The organism is Salinicola sp. CPA57, assembly GCF_003206035.1.
In the GTDB taxonomy this organism is placed as follows: domain Bacteria; phylum Pseudomonadota; class Gammaproteobacteria; order Pseudomonadales; family Halomonadaceae; genus Salinicola; species Salinicola socius.
The window spans coordinates 33,920-53,797 of record NZ_PZJR01000013.1 but is presented as its reverse complement, the minus strand read 5'-3'; the positions used below and the strand labels follow the sequence as shown (position 1 = coordinate 53,797).

22 protein-coding genes are annotated in these 19,878 nt (G+C 62.8%); 14 read left to right on the top strand and 8 right to left on the bottom strand.

Translation table 11 applies throughout. The features are described 5' to 3' along the window. Window positions 1–4 precede the first annotated feature (4 nt). The 7 genes from DOM36_RS15680 to DOM36_RS20335 all read right to left on the bottom strand — a co-directional run bounded on the left by DOM36_RS15680 (window position 5) and on the right by DOM36_RS20335 (window position 6,349). The gene (locus DOM36_RS15680; protein ID WP_075568596.1) at window positions 5–454 is read right to left on the bottom strand and encodes a hypothetical protein; all 450 of its coding nucleotides are present in this window, start codon (window positions 452–454) and stop codon (window positions 5–7) included. Between the two features lie 61 nt (window positions 455–515). Then, window positions 516–1,838 carry a type II and III secretion system protein family protein gene (locus DOM36_RS15675; RefSeq protein WP_083941440.1) on the bottom strand — a complete coding sequence of 441 codons (1,323 nt, stop codon included), beginning with the start codon at window positions 1,836–1,838 and terminating at the stop codon, window positions 516–518. Between the two features lie 188 nt (window positions 1,839–2,026). After that, window positions 2,027–4,195 carry a type III secretion system export apparatus subunit SctV gene (sctV, locus tag DOM36_RS15670; RefSeq protein ID WP_110643662.1) on the bottom strand — a complete coding sequence of 723 codons (2,169 nt, stop codon included), beginning with the start codon at window positions 4,193–4,195 and terminating at the stop codon, window positions 2,027–2,029. Then, window positions 4,192–4,566, bottom strand: a complete 375-nt coding sequence (locus tag DOM36_RS15665) for a hypothetical protein (protein WP_083941442.1) — start codon at window positions 4,564–4,566, stop codon at window positions 4,192–4,194. Before DOM36_RS15665 ends, sctV begins: the two co-directional genes overlap by 4 nt. Next, the gene (locus DOM36_RS15660; protein ID WP_110643661.1) at window positions 4,563–4,976 is read right to left on the bottom strand and encodes a hypothetical protein; all 414 of its coding nucleotides are present in this window, start codon (window positions 4,974–4,976) and stop codon (window positions 4,563–4,565) included. Before DOM36_RS15660 ends, DOM36_RS15665 begins: the two co-directional genes overlap by 4 nt. Before the next feature lie 40 nt (window positions 4,977–5,016). Beyond that, window positions 5,017–5,970 (bottom strand): FHA domain-containing protein, encoded by a 954-nt coding sequence (locus DOM36_RS15655; RefSeq protein ID WP_110643660.1) that lies wholly within the window; start codon window positions 5,968–5,970, stop codon window positions 5,017–5,019. A 205-nt stretch (window positions 5,971–6,175) separates the two neighbouring features. After that, entirely contained in the window at window positions 6,176–6,349 is a 174-nt protein-coding gene (locus tag DOM36_RS20335; protein WP_167369271.1) for a hypothetical protein, read from the bottom strand. 957 nt (window positions 6,350–7,306) lie between these two features. Here DOM36_RS20335 and mntP point away from each other — a divergent pair. Both mntP and DOM36_RS15645 read left to right on the top strand, forming a co-directional pair. Next, window positions 7,307–7,888, top strand: coding sequence for a manganese efflux pump MntP (gene mntP / locus DOM36_RS15650; protein WP_075568600.1), 582 nt, complete (start codon window positions 7,307–7,309; stop codon window positions 7,886–7,888). 132 nt (window positions 7,889–8,020) lie between these two features. After that, complete coding sequence (locus DOM36_RS15645; protein WP_110643659.1) at window positions 8,021–8,623, top strand: cyclodeaminase/cyclohydrolase family protein; 603 nt, start codon at window positions 8,021–8,023, stop codon at window positions 8,621–8,623. A 23-nt stretch (window positions 8,624–8,646) separates the two neighbouring features. Here DOM36_RS15645 and rhtA read toward each other — a convergent pair whose 3' ends face one another. Then, window positions 8,647–9,540 (bottom strand): threonine/homoserine exporter RhtA, encoded by an 894-nt coding sequence (rhtA, locus tag DOM36_RS15640; RefSeq protein WP_232823883.1) that lies wholly within the window; start codon window positions 9,538–9,540, stop codon window positions 8,647–8,649. Here rhtA and DOM36_RS15635 point away from each other — a divergent pair. The 12 genes from DOM36_RS15635 (at window position 9,539) to DOM36_RS15580 (ending at window position 19,834) form a co-directional block, all read left to right on the top strand. Continuing rightward, window positions 9,539–10,207, top strand: coding sequence for an XRE family transcriptional regulator (locus DOM36_RS15635; RefSeq protein ID WP_232823882.1), 669 nt, complete (start codon window positions 9,539–9,541; stop codon window positions 10,205–10,207). The genes rhtA and DOM36_RS15635 overlap by 2 nt on opposite strands. A gap of 233 nt (window positions 10,208–10,440) precedes the next feature. Further along, window positions 10,441–11,763 (top strand): NAD(P)/FAD-dependent oxidoreductase, encoded by a 1,323-nt coding sequence (locus DOM36_RS15630; protein WP_110643657.1) that lies wholly within the window; start codon window positions 10,441–10,443, stop codon window positions 11,761–11,763. Then, window positions 11,763–12,182 carry a RidA family protein gene (locus DOM36_RS15625; protein ID WP_110643656.1) on the top strand — a complete coding sequence of 140 codons (420 nt, stop codon included), beginning with the start codon at window positions 11,763–11,765 and terminating at the stop codon, window positions 12,180–12,182. The genes DOM36_RS15630 and DOM36_RS15625 overlap by 1 nt, the downstream gene beginning before the upstream one ends. After that, the gene (locus DOM36_RS15620) at window positions 12,179–12,850 is read left to right on the top strand and encodes a DUF1028 domain-containing protein (RefSeq protein ID WP_110643655.1); all 672 of its coding nucleotides are present in this window, start codon (window positions 12,179–12,181) and stop codon (window positions 12,848–12,850) included. The genes DOM36_RS15625 and DOM36_RS15620 overlap by 4 nt, the downstream gene beginning before the upstream one ends. A gap of 47 nt (window positions 12,851–12,897) precedes the next feature. Then, entirely contained in the window at window positions 12,898–13,767 is an 870-nt protein-coding gene (locus DOM36_RS15615; RefSeq protein WP_110643695.1) for a phytanoyl-CoA dioxygenase family protein, read from the top strand. Between the two features lie 65 nt (window positions 13,768–13,832). Beyond that, window positions 13,833–14,648, top strand: a complete 816-nt coding sequence (locus DOM36_RS15610; protein WP_075568610.1) for a transporter substrate-binding domain-containing protein — start codon at window positions 13,833–13,835, stop codon at window positions 14,646–14,648. A gap of 12 nt (window positions 14,649–14,660) precedes the next feature. Beyond that, complete coding sequence (locus DOM36_RS15605) at window positions 14,661–15,317, top strand: amino acid ABC transporter permease (RefSeq protein ID WP_110643654.1); 657 nt, start codon at window positions 14,661–14,663, stop codon at window positions 15,315–15,317. Continuing rightward, window positions 15,317–16,018, top strand: a complete 702-nt coding sequence (locus DOM36_RS15600) for an amino acid ABC transporter permease (RefSeq protein WP_075568612.1) — start codon at window positions 15,317–15,319, stop codon at window positions 16,016–16,018. Before DOM36_RS15605 ends, DOM36_RS15600 begins: the two co-directional genes overlap by 1 nt. Next, the gene (locus DOM36_RS15595) at window positions 16,015–16,860 is read left to right on the top strand and encodes an amino acid ABC transporter ATP-binding protein (protein WP_083941445.1); all 846 of its coding nucleotides are present in this window, start codon (window positions 16,015–16,017) and stop codon (window positions 16,858–16,860) included. The genes DOM36_RS15600 and DOM36_RS15595 overlap by 4 nt, the downstream gene beginning before the upstream one ends. Window positions 16,861–16,905: 45 nt before the next feature. Further along, window positions 16,906–17,892 carry a LysR family transcriptional regulator gene (locus DOM36_RS15590; protein WP_110643653.1) on the top strand — a complete coding sequence of 329 codons (987 nt, stop codon included), beginning with the start codon at window positions 16,906–16,908 and terminating at the stop codon, window positions 17,890–17,892. A gap of 147 nt (window positions 17,893–18,039) precedes the next feature. Next, window positions 18,040–18,780: a class II aldolase and adducin N-terminal domain-containing protein gene (locus DOM36_RS15585; protein WP_075568614.1), complete on the top strand. Its 741-nt coding sequence runs from the start codon at window positions 18,040–18,042 to the stop codon at window positions 18,778–18,780. 55 nt (window positions 18,781–18,835) lie between these two features. Beyond that, window positions 18,836–19,834 carry a dienelactone hydrolase family protein gene (locus tag DOM36_RS15580; protein ID WP_110643652.1) on the top strand — a complete coding sequence of 333 codons (999 nt, stop codon included), beginning with the start codon at window positions 18,836–18,838 and terminating at the stop codon, window positions 19,832–19,834. Window positions 19,835–19,878: the final 44 nt, after the last annotated feature.

The window sequence follows — 19,878 nt, the reverse complement described above, 5'->3', positions numbered from 1 at the left end:
GCCTTCACAGGCCACCGGTCGTCGCGGTATTGCCCATGGCACTGCGGGCTTCGTTTTCCAGCATGGCGCGCCGCTCGTTGGCACGGGCGCGATCATCGAGGCGCTCGCTGGCGGCCTTGGCGACCGGTCCCGCCATCGCCGGTCCCATGTCTCGACCGTGGGTCAAGTCCCGGGGATCGGCGACCATCAACTGAAGATTGAGATCGTTGGCGCAGCCCGGAGGGAGCGTGATCAACCCCTCGTCCTCCGGCTGCGACTGGCAGAGATTGGGCAGCGTCGCCATCTGCCCGACCGTGACGTCAGCCGATTGTGGATTGGCCACGGCCACCTGGCGATAGCCGCTGGTCCAGCTCATCGGCCCCATCGAAGACTGGCAGCCGGCCAGTAGCGTCAGCACCAGCAGCGGTGCCAGGCGTCGGCTCACCTCGGCCGACAGGATCAATACTCGAGACATGAGGGGTTCTCCTCGGTCATTGCGGTGTCTCTCATCGCCACTCGCTGTATCGCCACTCGTCTCATCGCAGGTAGAAGCCGAAGGGATCGTCGGCGCCCGCCGACCTCGCGTGCTGCGCCGGGTCATCTCCCAATCGCGGATCACGACTGACCCGGGCCTGATCCAGCGGCGTTCTCGGGGCCGGCGAGGAGGAGGGGCGGACCAGGTACGGCGTGATCAGGATCACCAGTTCGGTCTCGTTGCGCTGGAAGCGGCGTGACCGGAACAGCTGGCCCAGAATCGGGATATCGCCCAGCACCGGGACGCGCTCGATCTCGTTGGAAGCCTGGCGCTGGAACAGCCCGGCGATGGCGAAGGTCTGGCCGCTGCCGACTTCGACCACGGTGTCGGCCCGCCGCACCTGCAACGATGGCACGTCGTAGCCGGCGATCTGGACATTGTCGCTGGTCAGGCTGCTGACCTCTGGCCGGACTTCCATCGAGATGCGGCCGTTAGGCAGCAGCGTCGGCGTGCTCAACAGAGAGACACCGAATTGCTTGTACTGGATGCCTACCAGATCACTGTTGACCGGTACCGGGATCGGCACCTCGCCGCCGGCCAGGAAACTCGCCGTCTGCCCCGAGACCGTGGTGATATTGGGTTCGGCGAGAATCTGCAGCAGATTGTTCTGCTGCAGAGCCTGCAGCAGGCCATCGACGCCCTCACTGGTCGGCGAGCTGGCGATATTGCTGGTCAGCACGCCGAACGAGAACGAACCGTTGTTGATCAGCGCATTCCAGCTGATGCCGTAGCTCAGCAGCTCCTCACGGGCGACCTCGGCAAAACGCACCCGGATATTGATCTGGTTGGCGCCCTCAAAGGTCGAGCGGTTGAGGGCGCCGCCGGCTGGCGACTGGGCGTCGAGCGTCGACTGTGTCGCCATGGCGCCATCGACCGAGGCGCTACTGCCATCGGCCACCAGCTGATTGCCGGCCATGTGTAGCCGGACCTGACTGTCGCCATCGAGCCCCCGCAAGGCCTGTCGGGCTTGCCCATCGCCGTCGCGGACCAGCAGGCGCAAAGACGCCTGGCTCTCGTCGTCGGCGCCGAGGGCGATCAGATTGGTATCGCCACTCTGCTTGCCGAACAGGTAGATCACACCGGGGGAGACCACCTGCACATCGGCGATTGCCGGGTTGGCGACGAACACCGAAGCGACCTGCCGATCGAATCGCAAGACACGCCCCTGGCCGGTCTCCAGCGTCATGGCTCCGCCCGCATCATCGATGGCGACGTCGCCGCTGGCGGGCAAGGCGACAACGGTGATCAGCAGGATCAACAATTGCGTGAGGAGGCGCACGCTCGTCTCGATGAAACTCGCGCCGGAGATTGCGCCTGCTTTCATGAAGCTTTCTGCCACTGTGTCACGAGCGTATTCCATCCCTGTCGTTGTCCATCGCTGTCGTTGTCCATCGCTAGTTGCGTTATCGCGGCTCGGCAACGCGCGCGTAGTCGAGCTTCGACACCGGAATCCAGAGTCCTGTCATCATGTTACGGCTTTGTCAGCGCTTTCTGTCACTTTGTCAGCGCTTTTTATCCCTTTGTCTGAGCCTCGGTCTCTCTTCTCGGCGTCGGCTTCGGCAGCCGTACCTGGGCGATGGCCTGAAGACTGAATTCGGGGGCGATTTCGGTCCAGGCCATGGCCGCGAGGTCGATCTCCTGTTGCTTGAGCCATTGTTGCAGCGACGCGCGGACGTCGCCGGCGACCACGACGACCGGCTGCAGGTCGTTATCGAGAGCCGCCAGCTGCTGTTGGAACCAGGCGCCTAGCGCTCGAGACAGCGGTGCCGGTAACCCGCTGCGCAGCGGCTGATCCTCGGCATGCCGTTGGGCGGCGCGCAGCGCTTCTTCCAGCGGTCGGGTGGCGACCCAGGCCGGTAGCACTCTGTCGCTCCGTGCATGGCGGTGACAGATTTGGCGCGCCATGGCAACGCGGATGCGATCGGCGAGCCTTGCGCTGCTGGATTCCTGCGGTCCCCAGGTCACCATCGCCTCGAGAATGGTGCGCATCGAGCGGACAGGGACCCCTTCGTTGACCAGGCGCCGCAGGATCTCCGCCATCTTCTGCAGCGAGACGACGCGAACCGCTTCGGTGACCAGTTCGGCGTAATCCGTTTCCATTCGGGCGAGCAGCGCACGCGCTTCCTGAATACCGACAAAGTCACCGGCGTAGCGCGTCAGCGTGCGCTCCAGGCAGTGCTCCAGTACCTGATCCGGCGTGCGATAGCGTATGCCAGCATCAAAGAGTGCGGTGCCAGCGGAGGCCGGTAGCCACTGCCAGGTGCCGCGGCCGACCAGCGCCGGCTCGGTTTCCGGCGTCAGCTCGAGGAGCTCCAGTGTGCTGGCGTCGTCATCCAGCAGCAGCCGAGATGCCGCCAGCTCGCCGTTGAGCACCGGCACTTCGTCCAGTTCGACGGCGAAGCGGCGGGCGGCAAGGCCCGGCTCGATTCTCAGTCCGACCGAGGGAATGGCAATTCCCAGGTCGCGCTCGACGCGCTCGCGGGCGGCCTGCACGCCTTCCCGCAGGACATCCAGCGATAGCGTGTCGGCCAGCCCGGCACCCAGGCACAGCATGACGCGATGTTGGCGGGGATCGTCATCGGCCTGCCGGGAAGAGGCGTCGCCCTGCGACTCGGCGGCGGCATCACCGGAGGTCGACGATGCGCCGTGGTCGGCATCGGTGTCGCTCTGATCGGCTTGCTCGGCCGCCTGCTCGCGCAGATGGCGTCGGCGCAGGAAGTAAGCGGCGCTGCCCAGCAACCCCGCCAGGGCCAGGAACACGCCGGTGGCGAAGCCCGGCACGAAAGCGGCGCAGAACAGTACCGCGGCGGTCAGGCCCAGCGCTCTGGCGTTGCTACCCAACTGGCCGACGATCTCGCTACCCAGGTCGCTGGCATTGTCGGAACTGACGCGGGTCACCACGGTGCCGGCGCCGATCGAGATCAGTAGCGCCGGGATCTGGGCGATCAAGCCATCGCCGACGGTCAGCAGCGAGTAGGTTTCCACCGCATCGCCGAATGGCATGTCGTGCTCCAGCATCCCGATCAGCAAGCCGCCGATCAGGTTGACGAAGAGAATCACCAGCCCGGCAATGGCGTCGCCCTTGACGAACTTCATCGCCCCGTCCATGGCCCCGTAGAGCTGGCTTTCGCTCTCCAGCAGCGAGCGTCGCCGGCGAGCCTCGACGTTGTCGATGTCGCCGTTGCGCAGTTCGTTGTCGATGCTCATCTGCTTGCCGGGCATGGCATCGAGGGTAAATCGGGCGGCGACCTCGGCGACGCGCTCCGAGCCTTTGGTGATGACCAGGAACTGGGCCACCGTGATGATCAAGAACACCACCATGCCGATGACGACTTCTCCGGCAATGACGAAGTTGCCGAAGGCGTTGACGATCTGGCCGGCATCGCCTTCGAGCAGGATCAGCCGGGTCGTGGTGATCGACAGGGCCAGACGAAACAGCGTCGCCAGCAGGATGATCGGCGGCAGCGAGGAGAACTCCACCGGGTGCGAGATGTAGAACGCCACGATCAGAATCAGCAGACTGAAACCGATGTTGATGCCGATCAGCGCATCCACCATGGCAGTGGGGAGCGGAATGATCATCATCACCACTGCCAGCACCATGAACGCGGCGATCACCACGTCGCTGCGCTGGGAGGCGCGGCGGGCCAAGGTGTTGAGGCGACCGAGAAACTTGTTCATGGCGCGGATTCTCCGCAGGCGGTGTCATCGTGACGGCGCTGTTCGAGGTAACGCTGGAAATGACGTCGGGCCAAAGCGCGCTCGCCGGTCAGCCATTCGGCACGGCTGCGCAGCAGGATCAGCGTGGCGTCGTGTTCGTGGTTCGCCTCGAGCCGCGCTATCACGTTGAGCGCGCGCGCGCCATTGCCGCTGGCCAGAAACCCCCGGCATAGCGCGCGCAGAACGCCGGCGTGATCCGGCGCCATGCGATTGGCGATCAGCAACATGACCATGCCGCGTCGAGTCTGGCCGCTTTTAAGATAGAGATGGCCCATCAGGTGCAGCAGATCGACGGCGTCGCGATCGTTGACCGAGCCAGGGGACTGGTTCAAGTGAAACGCTCCTCGTCGAGATCGTCGCCTGCCGGGGCGAGTGTGGCGTCGGTCAGGCGGCTCTCCCAGGCCTGACGCCAGTCGAGTTCTTCACCCATGATGATCCTGGCCGTGGAGACGGTGTCATCGTCTGCATCCATCGAGGGCAGGACACTATCGATCACATGCTGAAGGAGTTCGATGCTGCGCTGATTGTCGTAGCTGCGAGCATCGTTGGCCTCGGGGCTCGCCAGGGCATCGAGGCGCTCGGCCAGGGCGGGGCGGTCGGCGTCGCGTCCTCGGGCCTTGCTGGCCGCGCGGGTGAAAGCCTCATCGCGGGCCGCGATCCTGTCGGCGTGCCGAGTCGATGTGACCTCGACGCTCGTGGCGCGATGGCGATCATCGGGAATCGGTCGATCGGTGATCTTCATGAGGCGGTAGCCAGGTCAATGCATCAATCGTGGTTGTCGTTCAGAGCGTTAGCGCGAACTGGTCGTCACCGCGACGCAACAACACCTGCTCGGGTTGAATGGCGGAAATCACCCAGCCCGATGCCAGCGCCGCGCCGGGATAGAGCCGTTTTCCCCGGTTGTCGATGACGTAGGGGTTGGTTCCAAGCCAGACGGCTTGCAGTTTCAGGTCGGGCCGGGCAGGAGCCACTCGTGGCCGCGCGGTGTTGAGCAGCACCTGGTGGCTTCCGAAGTGCTGATCGAACCAGCGCTGCGTCTGATGCCAGGCGTCGACCTGATTCGCGGCGTAGTCACCGGACACGCTGAGATAGGCGCCGTGGTCGGTCACGGAGAGCGAGGCGAGACCGGCATCGGCCAGGTGCTGGCGCAGCGCTTCTGCCTGGCCCGGGCGCGCGTCGGCTACCATCTGGCTGACCCCCTCGAGCACCTGTGGATCCAGCTTGGCCCTGAGGGGGTAGCCGCCGATGTTGGCACCCGCCTGATTGACGTCGATGAATTCATAGACCGCCAGCACCCCCAGCGTCGCCACGAGAGCGAGCATCGTCGCGCCACGGTTAAGGGAGGTTCGCCAGCGTGGCGACAACGGCGGTAGCCTGGGCAGCGTCGGCATTATCGCGGGTGCCTCGGGTCGCGATAACGTCAGCGTCACGCCACCACAGCACAGTTCTGCGGGGAGCTCGCTACGCAGCCCAGTGCCTTGAGTGACGGTTCGACCGTTGATGACGATATCGCCGCCGACGGCCTCGACGGCCATTTGCCGGCCGTGAAAACGCAGCACCAGGTGCTCTGGCGCTATTCCGGCGTCGCTGAGCAGGACGTCGGCAGTGTCTTGGCTGCCGATCCGACAGACGGTGTCGGTCAGATCTACCGCGGCGCCACGATGCAAGCCGGCGGTAACGGTGAGCGTCGTAACGATTTCGCGTGCCGACGCCAGAGAGGAGGTGACGGATTCCATGCGGTTAACTCGCTAATGTCGTACGAAGCAGTGAGAGATCCCTTGGCTATTCGTGCCGCAATCACCGGGCGGATAGCCAAGAAAACTCCGAAGAACGGTATCCTTTTCGCCACTCGACCTGGTCGCCTCGATCGCGAGGGCCACGACGCAAGGTGTGGTCGATAGGGCGTCGCGGGCAGCGTGGCGCTCCCCGCGACTTTCCGCATCAGTTCTGCGGGCGCTGCTTGGTCGCGTCGAGCATGGTTTTCTTCTCGGTCGTGACCTTGGTGATTTCCGCGGATTTCTCGATTGCCTGATCGAAGACTGCCTTCAACTGACTGATGGAAGAGTCAGCGCTGTCATTCGAAGTTGACGGATCGATTGCAGGAGTATCAGCCATGGTATTTCTCCTAATAGCGTGAGATTCAAAGTCCGCAGTATCCGCGGCTCGACAAAGAACGCCAGAATGATTCCCAGCTCTCGGCGAATAATCAGGAATCCAATCTAACAGGATCAAGACTACTGGGTAGCCATGACATCGCAGCGGCCAGGAAGTAAAACTTTGATGTGTTGTGTGTTTTTGAGTAACCAAAAGAAATCCTAGGATATTCTTCAAGTGTCTGAAAATTAATATTTTTATCTTTTTTGAATGCTCGTTCAACTCCCGCTGGGTATGCAATAATTACAGGATATGACATTTAAATGAGCGTTTAAATTGCCTGTCGAGCCATCTATGCCGATTCCGATTTGTGGAATCGCTACCGAGTTTGTGCAGTAAAATGCGCAAATGGATGAATTCCTGGTGCGGGAAGTGACGGCTCATTTAAATAATCATAATTTTCTTAATTAGCAGAATTCATTTCTCGGATAGCTGTCTTTAATGGCAGACAATTGGCGATGGGGCGTGTCGTTCAATGGCGTCACTCGAGGATTTATGATCTGCACGAGTCGAGGGCAGGCGTAACGAGACATCCGTCTGAGGCCGTACCAATGCTCTCCCGTTGCCGCGTCGACCTATCGTTCTTGCCGGAGGCTTCCTGCCGATCGTCTGCAACCTCGTCATCAATGTCCAACCGACGTTAACTTGATTAACGTCAACGACACGAATTAACCGTGGTGAATTTTGTCTTTAAATTCAATCATTTATTGATGTTCGTGTGAGGCGTGTCTATAGTCGAACTCCTCCTTGGGGAGTAGCCGATCACCGCTGCGTCAAATGCTGGCGGTGATGCTCGTGTCAACAGACCCGGCAATGCCGTGGCACGAACGCCGAGTCCGGTTGGCGAGACCATGGACACCCGCAGCGCAAAGTCGGTCTTTGCGGGTGTCGTGGCGACATTACCGGCTGGACAAGACCATGAACCCTGCATCCCTCCTGTTGCTCGCTTTCGCCATGTCGACCGATGCCTTCGCCGCATCGATCGGCAAGGGAGCGGCCCTCAAGCGTTCGCGCTTTCCTGAAGCGCTGCGAATCGGCGTCATCTTCGGCACCGTCGAAACGATTACACCGGTTATCGGCTGGGCCATCGGCCTGGCGGCGACGCGATTCGTCTCCGAGTGGGATCACTGGATCGCTTTCGTGCTGCTGGGCGCGCTCGGGGCGCACATGATCCGGGAAGGATTCAAGACGGCCGACAGCGAGACGGATGAACAGGAGGCGCCGGCGCGTAAATCGGTCTGGCTGCTCGCGGTGACCGCGCTCGCGACCAGTATCGATGCCATGGCGGTCGGGGTGACGCTGGCATTCGCCGACGTCAACATCCTGGTCGCGGCAGCGGCTATCGGCATCGCGACCACGGTCATGGTGACTGCCGGCATCATGCTCGGACGGGTGATCGGCGCGATCATCGGCAAGCGCGCCGAGATCGCGGGCGGATTCGTGCTGATCGCGATCGGCATCGCTGTCCTCTACGAGCACCTGTTCGCCCATATGGGCTGACGCCCGTCATCCGGCCCACCAGCATCTGCCACGGCTGTTGAATCCGGGCACCGCTCGTTCTGGGTCGACGACTCGCGCGCTGCCGCCGCGCCCCGGCTATGCTTAACCGTGATTCCATCATGGAGTGGCGCCATGCCGTCCTCGCTCTGGCGACAATCGCTCGCCGATTTCCAGCACGCCGTTGAGACCCGTTCCACGCCGGGTTGTGGTGCCGCTGCGGCAGTCAATGGCTGCCTGGGATTGTCATTGGTCCTCAAGGGGGTGCGGCTGCATCGCGGCGAACCGCAAGCGGATCGGCAGCGTCTCGTCGCCGAGGGGGATGCGCTCCAGAGAGCACTGGCTGAAGCCGTCGACGATGACGCTGCGGCATTCGCCGAGTATCTCGAAGCGCAGCGCCTGCCGAGCGATACCGACGCCGAATCGAACCAGCGCGAGGGCGCCTTGAACCAAGCCCGCGACGCTTCGATCCGGATTCCGCTGGCGGCTGCCGAGCGGTGTCAGAAAGCATTGGAACTGGCGGTCGAGGCGCTGTCCCTGACCTCTCGGGCGATGCGTAGCGACACTCTGGCAGGTGCGACGATGCTCAGGGCCGCGCTGGACGCGCTACTGATCGGTATCGAGGCCAATCTCGAGGCGCTGCCCGATCAAGGCAAGCGTCGCGAGCTCGAGATTCGTTGTGGCGAGCTCCGCGATAGCGCCCAAGCCCAATGCCAGCGACTTGGTCTCGCCGGCTGATCCATTTCCCAGGCGCCGGCGGCTCAGTCCGGCACCGGCGTCTCGAAGGTGTCGCGCCGCCGGATCGACAGCGTCGTGCCGATCGACGCGGCAATCACCAGCCCGATCGCCATCCATTGCAGGGTGCTCAGCAACTGACCCAGGAACAGCAGCCCTGAGAGGGCGCCAACTGCTGGCTCCAGGCTCATCAGCGTGCCAAAGGTCTGCGTCGGCAGCCGCGGCATCGCGATCATCTCGAGCGTGTAAGGCAGCGCGGTGGAGAGCACCGCCACCGCCAGCGCGTAGGGCAGCACCTCGGGCGCGAACATCGCCGTGCCCACATCCAGCAACCCCACCGGAGCGATGACGACGGCGGCGATGGTGATGCCAAGCGTGGCGCTCTGAGCGCCGTTGATGGCTCCGGCCTTCTGTCCAAACAGAATGTAGAGCGCCCAGCAGACGCCGGCGCCGAGGGCGCAGGCCGCGCCATAAGGGTCGATCGGGTCGCTGCCGCCATCGCCCAGCAGCAGCAGGCAGATCAGGCCGAGTACCGCGAGTGCCACCCATAGCAGGTCCAGCCAGCGCCGCGACGAGAGCATCGCCACCGCCAGCGGCCCGGTGAATTCCAGCGCCACGGCGATACCCAGCGGTACGGTCCGCAAGGCCTGGTAGAAGAGGAGATTCATGACGCCGAGGGAGACGCCGTAGATCAGCGTCGATTTCCAGGCGCGACGGCTCAGCGGCTGGCGCCAGGGTCGCATGACGATCAGCAGCAGCAGGGCGGCGATGATCAGGCGAATCGAGGTCGTGCCGGTGGCACCGATGACCGGGAACAGCGACTTGGCGACAGAAGCGCCGCTCTGGATCGAGCACATCGCCACGATCAGCATGGCCACCGGCCAGATCCTGGCAAGCATTTCGCGCATGGCGACTGACATGACACCCCCTGACGTCTGCGGCATGATGGCTCGCCAGACGTTGCCATTCGCCGCTGGTGGCGAGTGGCATTCGACGAGAGCCGCGATTGTACGGATGGGCAATATATTGCACAAGTCTAACGAGCGTCCCGACGTACTGGTCCACGTGGCTGCCAATGTCAGGCGTCGGCGCCAGGCCGCGGGGCTGAGCCAGCAGGCGCTGGCCGATCAGGCCGGGGTGAGCCGACGCATGCTGGTCAATATCGAAAAGGGCGATGTCAACGTCAGCCTGAACACGCTCGATCGCCTGGCCGAAGTCTTGGGAGTGCTGTTCTATGCGCTGGTCCAGCCGCCCGATAGCGAGGACTCCGCGCGTATCGACGAGGTCGCCTGGGTGGGAGCGCACCCCGACAGTCGTGCTCGACTGCTGGCGAGCAAGCCGGCACGGCAGGAGGTCGAACTGTGGTCGTGGTCGCTGGAGCCGGGAGACGTCTACGAATCGGCTGCGGACGACGCCGGCTGGCACGAGATGCTGGTGGTGATCGAGGGGACGCTGACCCTGAACCTCGGCGAGCGTGAGGTGACGATCGAGGCCGGCGACTTCCACGTCTATCCCAGCGACCAGCCCTATCGCTATCGCAACGATGGGGCTGGTCGACTGCGCTTCATTCGCAACGTGGTGTATTGAGCAACGCTGACGGGCACGCCGTTGCTTTCCGGCTGCTGGCATAGCCTTACCAGCGGTGTGGGAAAGCCGCTACCTTGGGAATCCGTACTGCTGTCGCCACCGCGCAGGCTCGTCTGTCTTGCATTGGTTTTTCTGATCCCAAAGAACGGATAACAATATTTTAACGATGCATCATACGTCTTTAGTGTTAGGTGAAGGGCATCAATAACAACTTCACGCACGCTGGAGCCACAATGAGCACTTCCACCGACACGCTTGTGGTCGGCGCCGGGCAAGCTGGCATTGCCATGAGCGAACACCTGAGCCGACACGGCGTTCCCCATCTGGTACTCGAGCGCGATCGCATCGCCGAACGCTGGCGAACGGCGCGCTGGGACTCGCTGGTGGCCAATGGCCCAGCCTGGCATGACCGCTTTCCTGGGCTGACCTTTCCCGCCATCTCGCCGGACGGCTTCGTGCCGAAGGAAGAGGTGGCGGACTATTTCGAAGCCTATGCGCGGAAATTCGACGTTCCCGTTCGCACTGGTGTCGAGGTCACTCGCGTGACACCGAATCAGGGACGGCCGGGATTCACGGTGGAAACCTCTCAGGGCACGATCGACGCACAGCGGGTGGTCGCAGCGACTGGCGCCTTCCAGACGCCGGTCATCCCCGCCATCGCGCCTCAGGACGAGCGCTTCACGCAGCTGCACACGGCCGATTATCGAAACCCCGAGCAGCTTCCCGAGGGCGCCGTTCTGGTCGTCGGGGCCGGCTCGTCAGGCACCCAGGTGGCGGCAGAGCTCAATCGTGCAGGACGTCAGGTTTACTTGTCAGTGGGGCCGCATAACCGCCCGCCGCGGGCCTACCGCGGTCGGGATTTCTGCTGGTGGCTCGGCGTGCTGGGTGAGTGGGACAACGAGGTTCGCAGGCCCGGATCGGAACACGTCACCATCGCCGTCACCGGTGCGCGTGGCGGCTACACCATCGATTTCCGTGAGCTGGCGCATGCGGGCGTGACGCTGGTAGGACGCACCGAGTCCTTCGTCGACGGCGTGGCGCGATTCGCCTCCGACCTCCGCGCCAACCTCGATGCCGGCGATGCCAATTATCTGGCCTTGCTGGACGACGCCGATGCCTATGCCGAGCGCAACGGGCTCGACTTGCCGTCGGAGCCGGAAGCCCGAGTGATCCCGCCCGATCCGGATTGCGTCTCCAACCCGCTTGCCGAACTCGACCTGGCGAAAGCCGGCATCACCACCATCATCTGGGCGACCGGGTTCTCGCAGGATTATCGTTGGCTGGAAGTCGATGCCTTCGATGCGGATGGCAAGCCAAGCCACCAGCGCGGGGTCTCGAGCGAGCCCGGCGTCTACTTCCTGGGCCTGCCGTGGCTCTCCCGTCGCGGCTCCAGTTTCATCTGGGGCGTCTGGCACGACGCCAAGCTCATCGCCGATCACATCGCCAAGATGCGTGACTATCTCGCCCGCTACGACTCACCCGGTTCCGTCTCGGCGACGCCGTCAGCCAGCGATGCCGCGTCCTCGACCGATTCTCGTCCTCGGAGGGTCAGCTAATGCCGACGCATACGCGCATCCGCATGTTCAACACCCAGGAAACCTACCCCAATCAGACCCTGGACAACGATCTGTGCCAGGCCGTCCGAGCAGGAAACACCGTTTACGTACGCGGTCAGGTGGGAACGGACTTTCACGGCAATCTGGTCGGGCTGGGCGATCCTGGCGCCCAGGCCGAGCAGGCGATGAAGAACGTCAAGCAACTGCTCGAAGAAGCCGGCAGCGATCTTTCGCACATCGTCAAGACGACCACTTATATCACCGATCCGCGCTTTCGCGAGCCGGTCTACCGTGAAGTCGGCCAGTGGCTGCGTGGGGTCTTCCCGATCTCGACCGGACTGGTCGTCGCCGGTCTGGCGCAGCCGGAGTGGCTGATGGAGATCGACGTGATCGCGGTGATTCCCGAGGAGGAAGCATGACCTTTTCGATCGCGGCGCGCTGTGCCGAGACGGGCGAAACCGGCTGTGCGGTCAGCTCATCGAGCATCTGCGTGGCGGCGCGCTGCGCCTTCGCCGGCCCCGGCGGCGCGGTACTGACGCAGAACGTCACCAATCCGGCACTGGGGCCCGAGGGATTGGCGCTCATGGCACAGGGCCTGTCGCCGCAGGCGGCGCTGGCGCGGCTGATCGAGGGGGAGCCTGCCCCGCAGTATCGGCAGTTGCTGCTGATCGACGGTGAGGGCCGCACTGCCGTCCATGACGGTGACAATGCCCTCGGCGTGGTCGGCCGTGCCGATGGCCTCGACTGCGTGGCAGCCGGCAATCTATTGGCCGATGCCGAGGTGCCACGGGCCATGGTCTCGGCGTTCGAGCAGAGCGAAGGGCCGCTGGCGGAGCGGCTTCTGGTCGCCATGGAGGCAGGCCTGGCCGCTGGCGGCGAAGCTGGCGCGGTGTTTTCTGCCGGCCTGGTGGTGGCGCGCCCCGAGGCGTCCTGGCCCGTCGTCGACTTGCGCGTCGATTGGCATGACGCCCCGATCGCTGAACTGCGTGGGCTGTGGACGCGCTACGCGCCACAGCTCGAGGCCTATGTCACGCGCGCGCGCCAGCCGGATGCGGCGCCGAGTTACGGCGTCCCGGGGGATCAGTGAGGCAGACCCCGACAAACTTCCGAATTGACAAGAAAATGGGTGACAACATGTTGACCGAATCTCAGATCGAACAATTCCAACGAGATGGCTATCTGGTCGTCGAGAATGTCCTCAGTGCCAACGAGCTCGAAGCGCTCAATGTCGAGTTCAACGGCTGGGTCGATGAGAGTCGCGAGCAGACCGCGGCCTATGGTGAAACGCTGGATCATCGGCCGCGTTTCGACGTCGGTGGCGATCACAGTGCCGAGCACCCCTCGCTGCGCCGGGTGGCATCGCCGACCGAGATCTCGCCGGCCTATCTGCAGGTGGCGACGGATTCGCGCATGACCGACATGGTGCACGCGCTGATCGGGGCGGGTGGCGTGCGTCTCCACCACAGCAAGATCAACTCCAAGCTGCCGGGCACCGAGACCCAGGTGAAGTGGCACCAGGATTTCCTCTTCACGCCTCACAGCAACGACGATCTGGTCACTGCACTGCTGATGGTGGGCGAGGTGACGGCCGAGAATGGCCCGCTCCAGGTCATTCCGGGCAGTCACAGGCAGCCGCTTTATTCCCATTGGCAGGGCGGCCGCTTCACCGGCAGCGTCGACGACGATGTGGTCAGCCGCGAATGTCAGTCACCGGTCGAATGCGTGGGTCCGGCAGGTTCGGTCTGCTTCATGCATACCCGCCTGCTGCATGCTTCCGCACCGAACGCCTCGACGCTGCCGCGAACGCTGTTCATCACGGTCTACGCGGCGGAAGATGCGCTCCCTTACGGCGAGAATCCCTTGCCGAGTCAGCACCAGGGCATGTTGCTACGCGGCAATGAGAGTGGCGAGGTCCGCACCACGGCCAACGTGATGAAGCTGCCGCAGAAGCCGAAAGGAGCCTCGTTCTTCGTGCAGCAGGCAGGTATGGACGCCACGATGTGATCTGGCGTTATCGAACAACTGGTTAGGTAGCACCCCAACAACGATAAAACCCGGTGGAACGAACCATGAAAAAATTGGCAGCAGCAACGCTCTTGATCGCACTTGGTGCCTCGGCAATGGCGTCGGCTCAGGCGGATACGCTCGATGACGTCAAGGCGCGCGGCGTGCTCCGCGTCGGCACCGAGATGCAGTTTGCGCCGTTCGACTATCTGGAAAACGGCAAGCAGACAGGATTCAACAAGGCGGTCTTCGAGGAGGTCGGCAAGGCGCTGGGCGTCGAGGTCGGATTCGTCGACCTGCCGTGGCCGAGCGTTTTGCCCGGCCTGGAGGCGGACAAGTACGATATGGTCGCCGGCCCGCTGATCATCACCAAAGAGCGCATGCAGCGTTATCGCTTTACCGACCCCGTTGCCGAAAGCTCCGTTGCGTTGATGGTCCGTGCCAACGACGACGACATCTCGGCACCGGAGGATATCGCCGGCAAGACCGTCGGTGCCGGCAAGGCATCGGCTCAGTTGACGACATTGCAAGCCTATGCCGAGTCGCTCGATCCGCCGGTCGACATCCGGGAGTACGTCGACAACAACCAGGCCTACGCCGACCTGGCTGCAAGGCGTCTTGATGCCGTGGCGAACTCCCTGCCCAATATTGCCTATCTCGCCAAGCAGCGACCCTCGTTGTTCAAGGTCGTGACCCCGTCCTTCGGACCCAAGAGCTATTTTGCCTACATCGGTCGTGGCGATGACGACTCCCGACGGCTGATCGACACGTTCAACGATGTGCTGGCCAAGATGCGCGACGACGGTCGATTGGCCGAGCTGCAGGAACAATGGATCGGGCAGAAGATGGACGTACCCGATCATCCGGTGGCTGCCCAGTAACGGGGACATTCGATGTTCGATCTTGCGCTGTTGGTCCAGGGTCTGCCGCTGCTGCTGGCAGGCCTCTGGAACACGGTCTGGCTGTCGGCCTGCGGGCTGGCGCTGGGCTTCCTGATCGGGATCGGGGTCTGCTCGCTGAAGCTCTCCGAGCGAGGCGCTCTGCGGCGGCTCGGAGGCGCTTATATCAGCGTGTTCCGAGGCATTCCGCTACTGATCCAGTTGCTCTTCATCTATTACCTGCTACCTCGTCTGGGGCTCGATGTCCCCGCCTGGGTGGCGGCGATCGCCGGACTGGCCTTGTGTAGCGGCGCCTACCTGGCCGAAATCCTGCGGGGTGGTCTGCTGACACTGCCGGCGGGGCAGGTCGAGGCCGCTCGGTTGCTGGGGCTCAGTGGTCGCACCACCCTGACCCGAATCAAGCTGCCGCAGGCGTTGCGCGCCACGCTGCCCGCGCTGCTCAACGAGGTGATACTGCTGATCAAGGCCTCCTCGCTGATCTCGGCGGTCGGGCTGGCGGAGTTGACCCGCACTGCACAGAATCTCGCGGCCAGCAGCTTCCTTCAGTTGCAGTTCTATCTCGCCGCGGCGGCGCTCTACTGCGTCGTCAACATCAGCCTGGCGTTACTTGCCGGGCGGCTGGAACGTCGCTTCGCGAAGGGGAGAGCGTAATGGACTTCACCGTTCTGACCGATCATGCCAGCGAGATCGGCAGCGGCTTTCTCGTCACGCTCTGGACCTGGGGTGGCGGGGTGCTTGCCGGTGTGATCGCGGGGCTGGTCATTGCCGTGATCCAACTCAGCGCCGGTCCTTGGGTTCGTGGCGTGCTGCGTTGCTATATCGAGGTGATTCGAGCGACGCCCTTCCTGGTGCAGCTGTTCCTGCTCTACTACGGGGGGCCGAGTCTTGGTCTCTCGCTGTCACCCATGACCGCGGGCCTGGTCGGCCTGGGGATCTATGGCAGCGTCTACTTCGCCGAGATCTTTCGCACCGGCTTCACGTCGATTCCGCGTGGACAGCAGGAAGCGGCCGCCATGCTGGGGATGACCGCCTGGCAGATCATCTGGCGCGTACAGATACCGCAAATGCTGGTCCTCATCCTGCCGGCGCTGGTCAACTTCACCACGATCCTGGGCAAGGAGACGCCGGTGCTGTCGATCATCACGGTGCCTGAACTGACCTTTGTCCTCACGGGCGTCGGTGCCGAGACCTTCGCCTATGTCGAAACCCTGCTGGCGCTCTGTGTCGGTTACTTCCTTCTGGCCGAGCTCTGCTCTCGTCTGGGCCAGTGGCTCGAGCGCAGAGCCAGTCGTTATCTCACCCAGGGTGTGCAGCAACGACGCGCCCTCAAGCCGCGGGAGTCAGCCGCATGAATCATTCAGCAGCGAAGCGGGGAGGCGGCGACGTCATGCTCGAAGCCAGGGGCATGAGCAAGCGGTTCGGCGAGCATACGGTGCTGCAGGACATCAACCTGTCGATCCAGCGTTCCGAGGTCGTCTGTCTGATCGGGCCTTCCGGATCGGGTAAAAGCACGCTACTTCGCAGCCTCGCCTTTCTCGAAAATTACGATGACGGCGAAGTGTTCGTCGAAGGGGAGCTGCTGGGCTACGACCGCGCAAGCGACGGCCGTCGCGTGCGCTCGCGTCCCTCCCGCTTGAGCGACGTGCGTCGCAACATGGGTATGGTTTTCCAGCAGTTCAATCTGTGGCCGCACCTGAGCGTTCTCGAGAACGTCATGGAAGCGCTGCTGCGAGTGCGTGGAATGAAAAAAGACGCGGCCCGCCGACTGGCACTGGCGACGCTGGAGAAGGTGGGGCTGGCCGAAAAGGCCGATGCCTGGCCGAATCGTCTCTCCGGCGGGCAGCAGCAGCGCGTCGCCATCGCGCGTTCCCTGGCGATGTCGCCGGCCATCATGCTGTTCGACGAGCCGACCTCGGCGCTCGACCCCGAACTGGTCGGTGAGGTGTTGCAGGTCATGAGACAGCTCGCCGAAGAGGGCATGACGATGGTGGTCGTGACGCATGAAATGGGCTTCGCCGCCAGGGTCGCCGATCGCGTGCTGTTTCTCGATCAAGGGCATATCGTGGAACAAGGCCCACCCATGACACTGTTTAAAAATCCCCAGTCACCCAGGCTTGCGCAGTTCCTCGGCAACTATCTGGAGCGAAACTCCCTGTTCGAGGCGGCGCCAGCGTTGAACCGTGTCGATGACTGAGCAGGGACGGGATTGGCATGGACGTCCCACCAGCGGGGGCGCAAGATGCTGAAACGCATCGTCATCTCCACGCGAGATGATGCCCGTTTCCATCACTCCAGGCTGTGCCAGGGAGCCCAGATGCTGCATGCCACCCTGAAGCAATTGCGATACTTCGTCGTTGCCGGTGAACTGAAAAGCGTCACCCGCGCGGCGGAACAGCTACACGTGTCTCAGCCCTCGATCTCGGCCGCGATCGCTCACCTCGAGGAGGCCTCCGGCGTTCAACTCTTTGTCAGGCACCATGCACAGGGGCTGTCGCTGACCACGGCGGGTACGCAGTTGCTGGGGCGGGCGCGCAGCCTGCTCTACGATGCCGACAGCCTGATGCAGTTCGCGATATCGCTGGGTGAAGAGATTGCCGGTCCGCTGAACATGGCGGCGTTTCACACCTTCGCGCCCATTTTCATGCCGCGCTTGATGCAGTCATTCCTTACCCAGTTCCCCCGGGTCGTGCCCCAATGCGACGAGGGGCATCAGGTCGATATCGTGGAGGGGTTGCGGGAAGGTCGATATGAACTCGGGCTGATCTACGACATGCAGGTGCCGGAGGATATCGAGTTTCAACCGCTGTGCCGCTTTCCACCCTACGCGGCGGTCGCCCCCGATCACCCGCTGGCCGCGCATGAGCGGCTGACCATCGACATGCTCAGCGAGTATCCGATGGTGCTGCTCGACTGGCCCATGAGTCGGGACTACTTCCTGTCGCTGTTCATCGATGCGCCGCGCCAGCCAAAGATCGCACATCGCGCCACATCGCTCGGCATGGTGCGTGGCCTCGTGGCCAATGGTTTCGGCTTCTCGCTGCTCAACGTGCCACCGGGTCGACATCTGGCGCTGGATGGCAAGTCGTTCCGCACGATCCCGCTGGACGGAGAAGTCCGCGCGCTGACCGTCGGCATGGCCACGTTGAAGGGCGTTCGCTCGAGTCCGGCCGCTCAGGCCATGGGCGAGTTTCTCAAGCACAGCGAGTTGAGCCAGGCCGAGACATGAGCCTGAGGCGTGGATAGGAAAAACTGATGCCGAAGAGCGAATAAAGATATTTTAAAAAATCAACGCGGCTCAGTAGCGTGACAGCAGTGAGACGAAAGTCGATAGGTGTTCGACTGCGTCACCAGAACAATGACAAGGATCTCCATCATGTCCAACGTGTCGCTCCCCGATGAAACGCAGCTCCGTATCGACATGGCGGCGCTGTTCCGTATCGTCGCCAGGCAGGGTCTCCACGAGGCCGTCGCCAACCATTTCAGTGCAGCGGTGTCCGCAGACGGTCGCCGCTTTCTGATGAACCCCAAGTGGAGGCACTTCTCCCGCATCCGCGCCAGCGATCTGGTGCTGTTCGATCTCGATGGCGAGGCCCCGGACCTCGACAAGGTCGTCGATCCGACGGCCTGGGCCATTCACGGCCAGATGCATCGCCTGATGCCGCAGGCGCGGGTCGTCCTGCATCTGCATCCCCCTTATGCCACCACGGTCGCGACACTGAAGAACCCGACGGTATTGCCGATCGACCAGAACACGGCGCGCTATTTCAACCGTATCGCCATCGACAGTGGCTTCAGCGGCATGGCCAACAGCGAGGCGGAGGGAGAGCGGCTGGCAGCGCTGCTCGGCGACAAGACGCGTCTGATGATGGGTAATCACGGCGTGATGGTCGCGGCGCAGACCGTGGGCGAAGCGTTCGACGACATGTACACCCTCGAGCGCGGATGCCGCACGCTGGTGCAGGCGTATGCGACCGGCCAGCCGCTGAACGTGTTGCCTGACGACGTCGCCGAAGCCACGGCGCGCGACTGGGAATCGATCCGCGATTTCTCGATGGCGCATTTCGAAGAGATGAAAGCCATCCTGGATCGCGAGGATCCTTCCTACGCGGATTGAACGTGTTTTCCTTTGGGGCCTGGTGCCACAACTCCTGGATAGAGACATCAAAATAATGACAACCCCAGTCACAGCAAAACAGTCAGTTCTTGGCCTGTTGGCGCTCCTGTTTTTTGGTCTTTTTAGCCTGAATGCCTTTGCCGGCGTGGCGAGAGTCGAGGTCGTGCCGTTTTCGACCCACACGTTCAGCGATGCACAGTTTTTGACGACAGACGTCGGAGATGAGCAAACGATCGCCGGCGTGTTGAGACTTCCTCAAAAGCCAGCGTCTGACGCGAAGCTCCCCGCTGTCATTCTCATGCATGGGTCCAGCGGTTACGGTGGCTACGTCGACGATTGGGTTCAGCGGCTCAATGCTATGGGTATTGCGACTTTCGTCCCTGACAGTGTGACCGGGCGCGGCTTGGTAGGCGGTGTCGGCAGTCGCCAAGCCGCGCTTGGGCGGTTGGCAACCGTGGAAGACGCCTATCGTTCACTCGAAATTCTTGCCCAGGATGCACGTATCGATCCCGATCGTATCGCGCTGATGGGCTTTTCACGGGGTGGACAAGCTGCGCTCTATGCCGGGATGACGCGTTTTCAGAAGCTCCATCTGCACGGTGATGGGCATTTTGCCGCGATCGTCGCATTTTACCCCAACTGTCTCTATCGCTACTTGCAGGACGAGCAGATGGCTGACATTCCCATTCGAATTTTTCACGGCGAGGCTGATGACTACAATCCGTTCGGTGTGTGCCAGTCTTACGTCGAGCGGCTGCAAAAAGCCGGCGTCGACGCCGAGATCACGGGTTATCCGGATGCCTATCACGTCTTCGACTGGCCTGGTCAGCCTGAGCCCGCATTCGAACCCGAAGCGCAGTCGGCACGCGCCTGCAGAATCGAAGAAACGAGTCCGGGTGTACTGACCAATCTCGATACGAATGCGCCTTTTACCTACGCTGATGACTGCGTGCAAAGAGGTACGACCTACGGATACAACGCGGCTGCGGCAACGCAGGTCGAGCAAGTGGTACCTGCATTTTTCCGGCAGGTTCTGAAATTGCCCGAGAACTGATTACAACCATCTGCACGATAGTTCAAAGTGACGAAAAGCCCCGA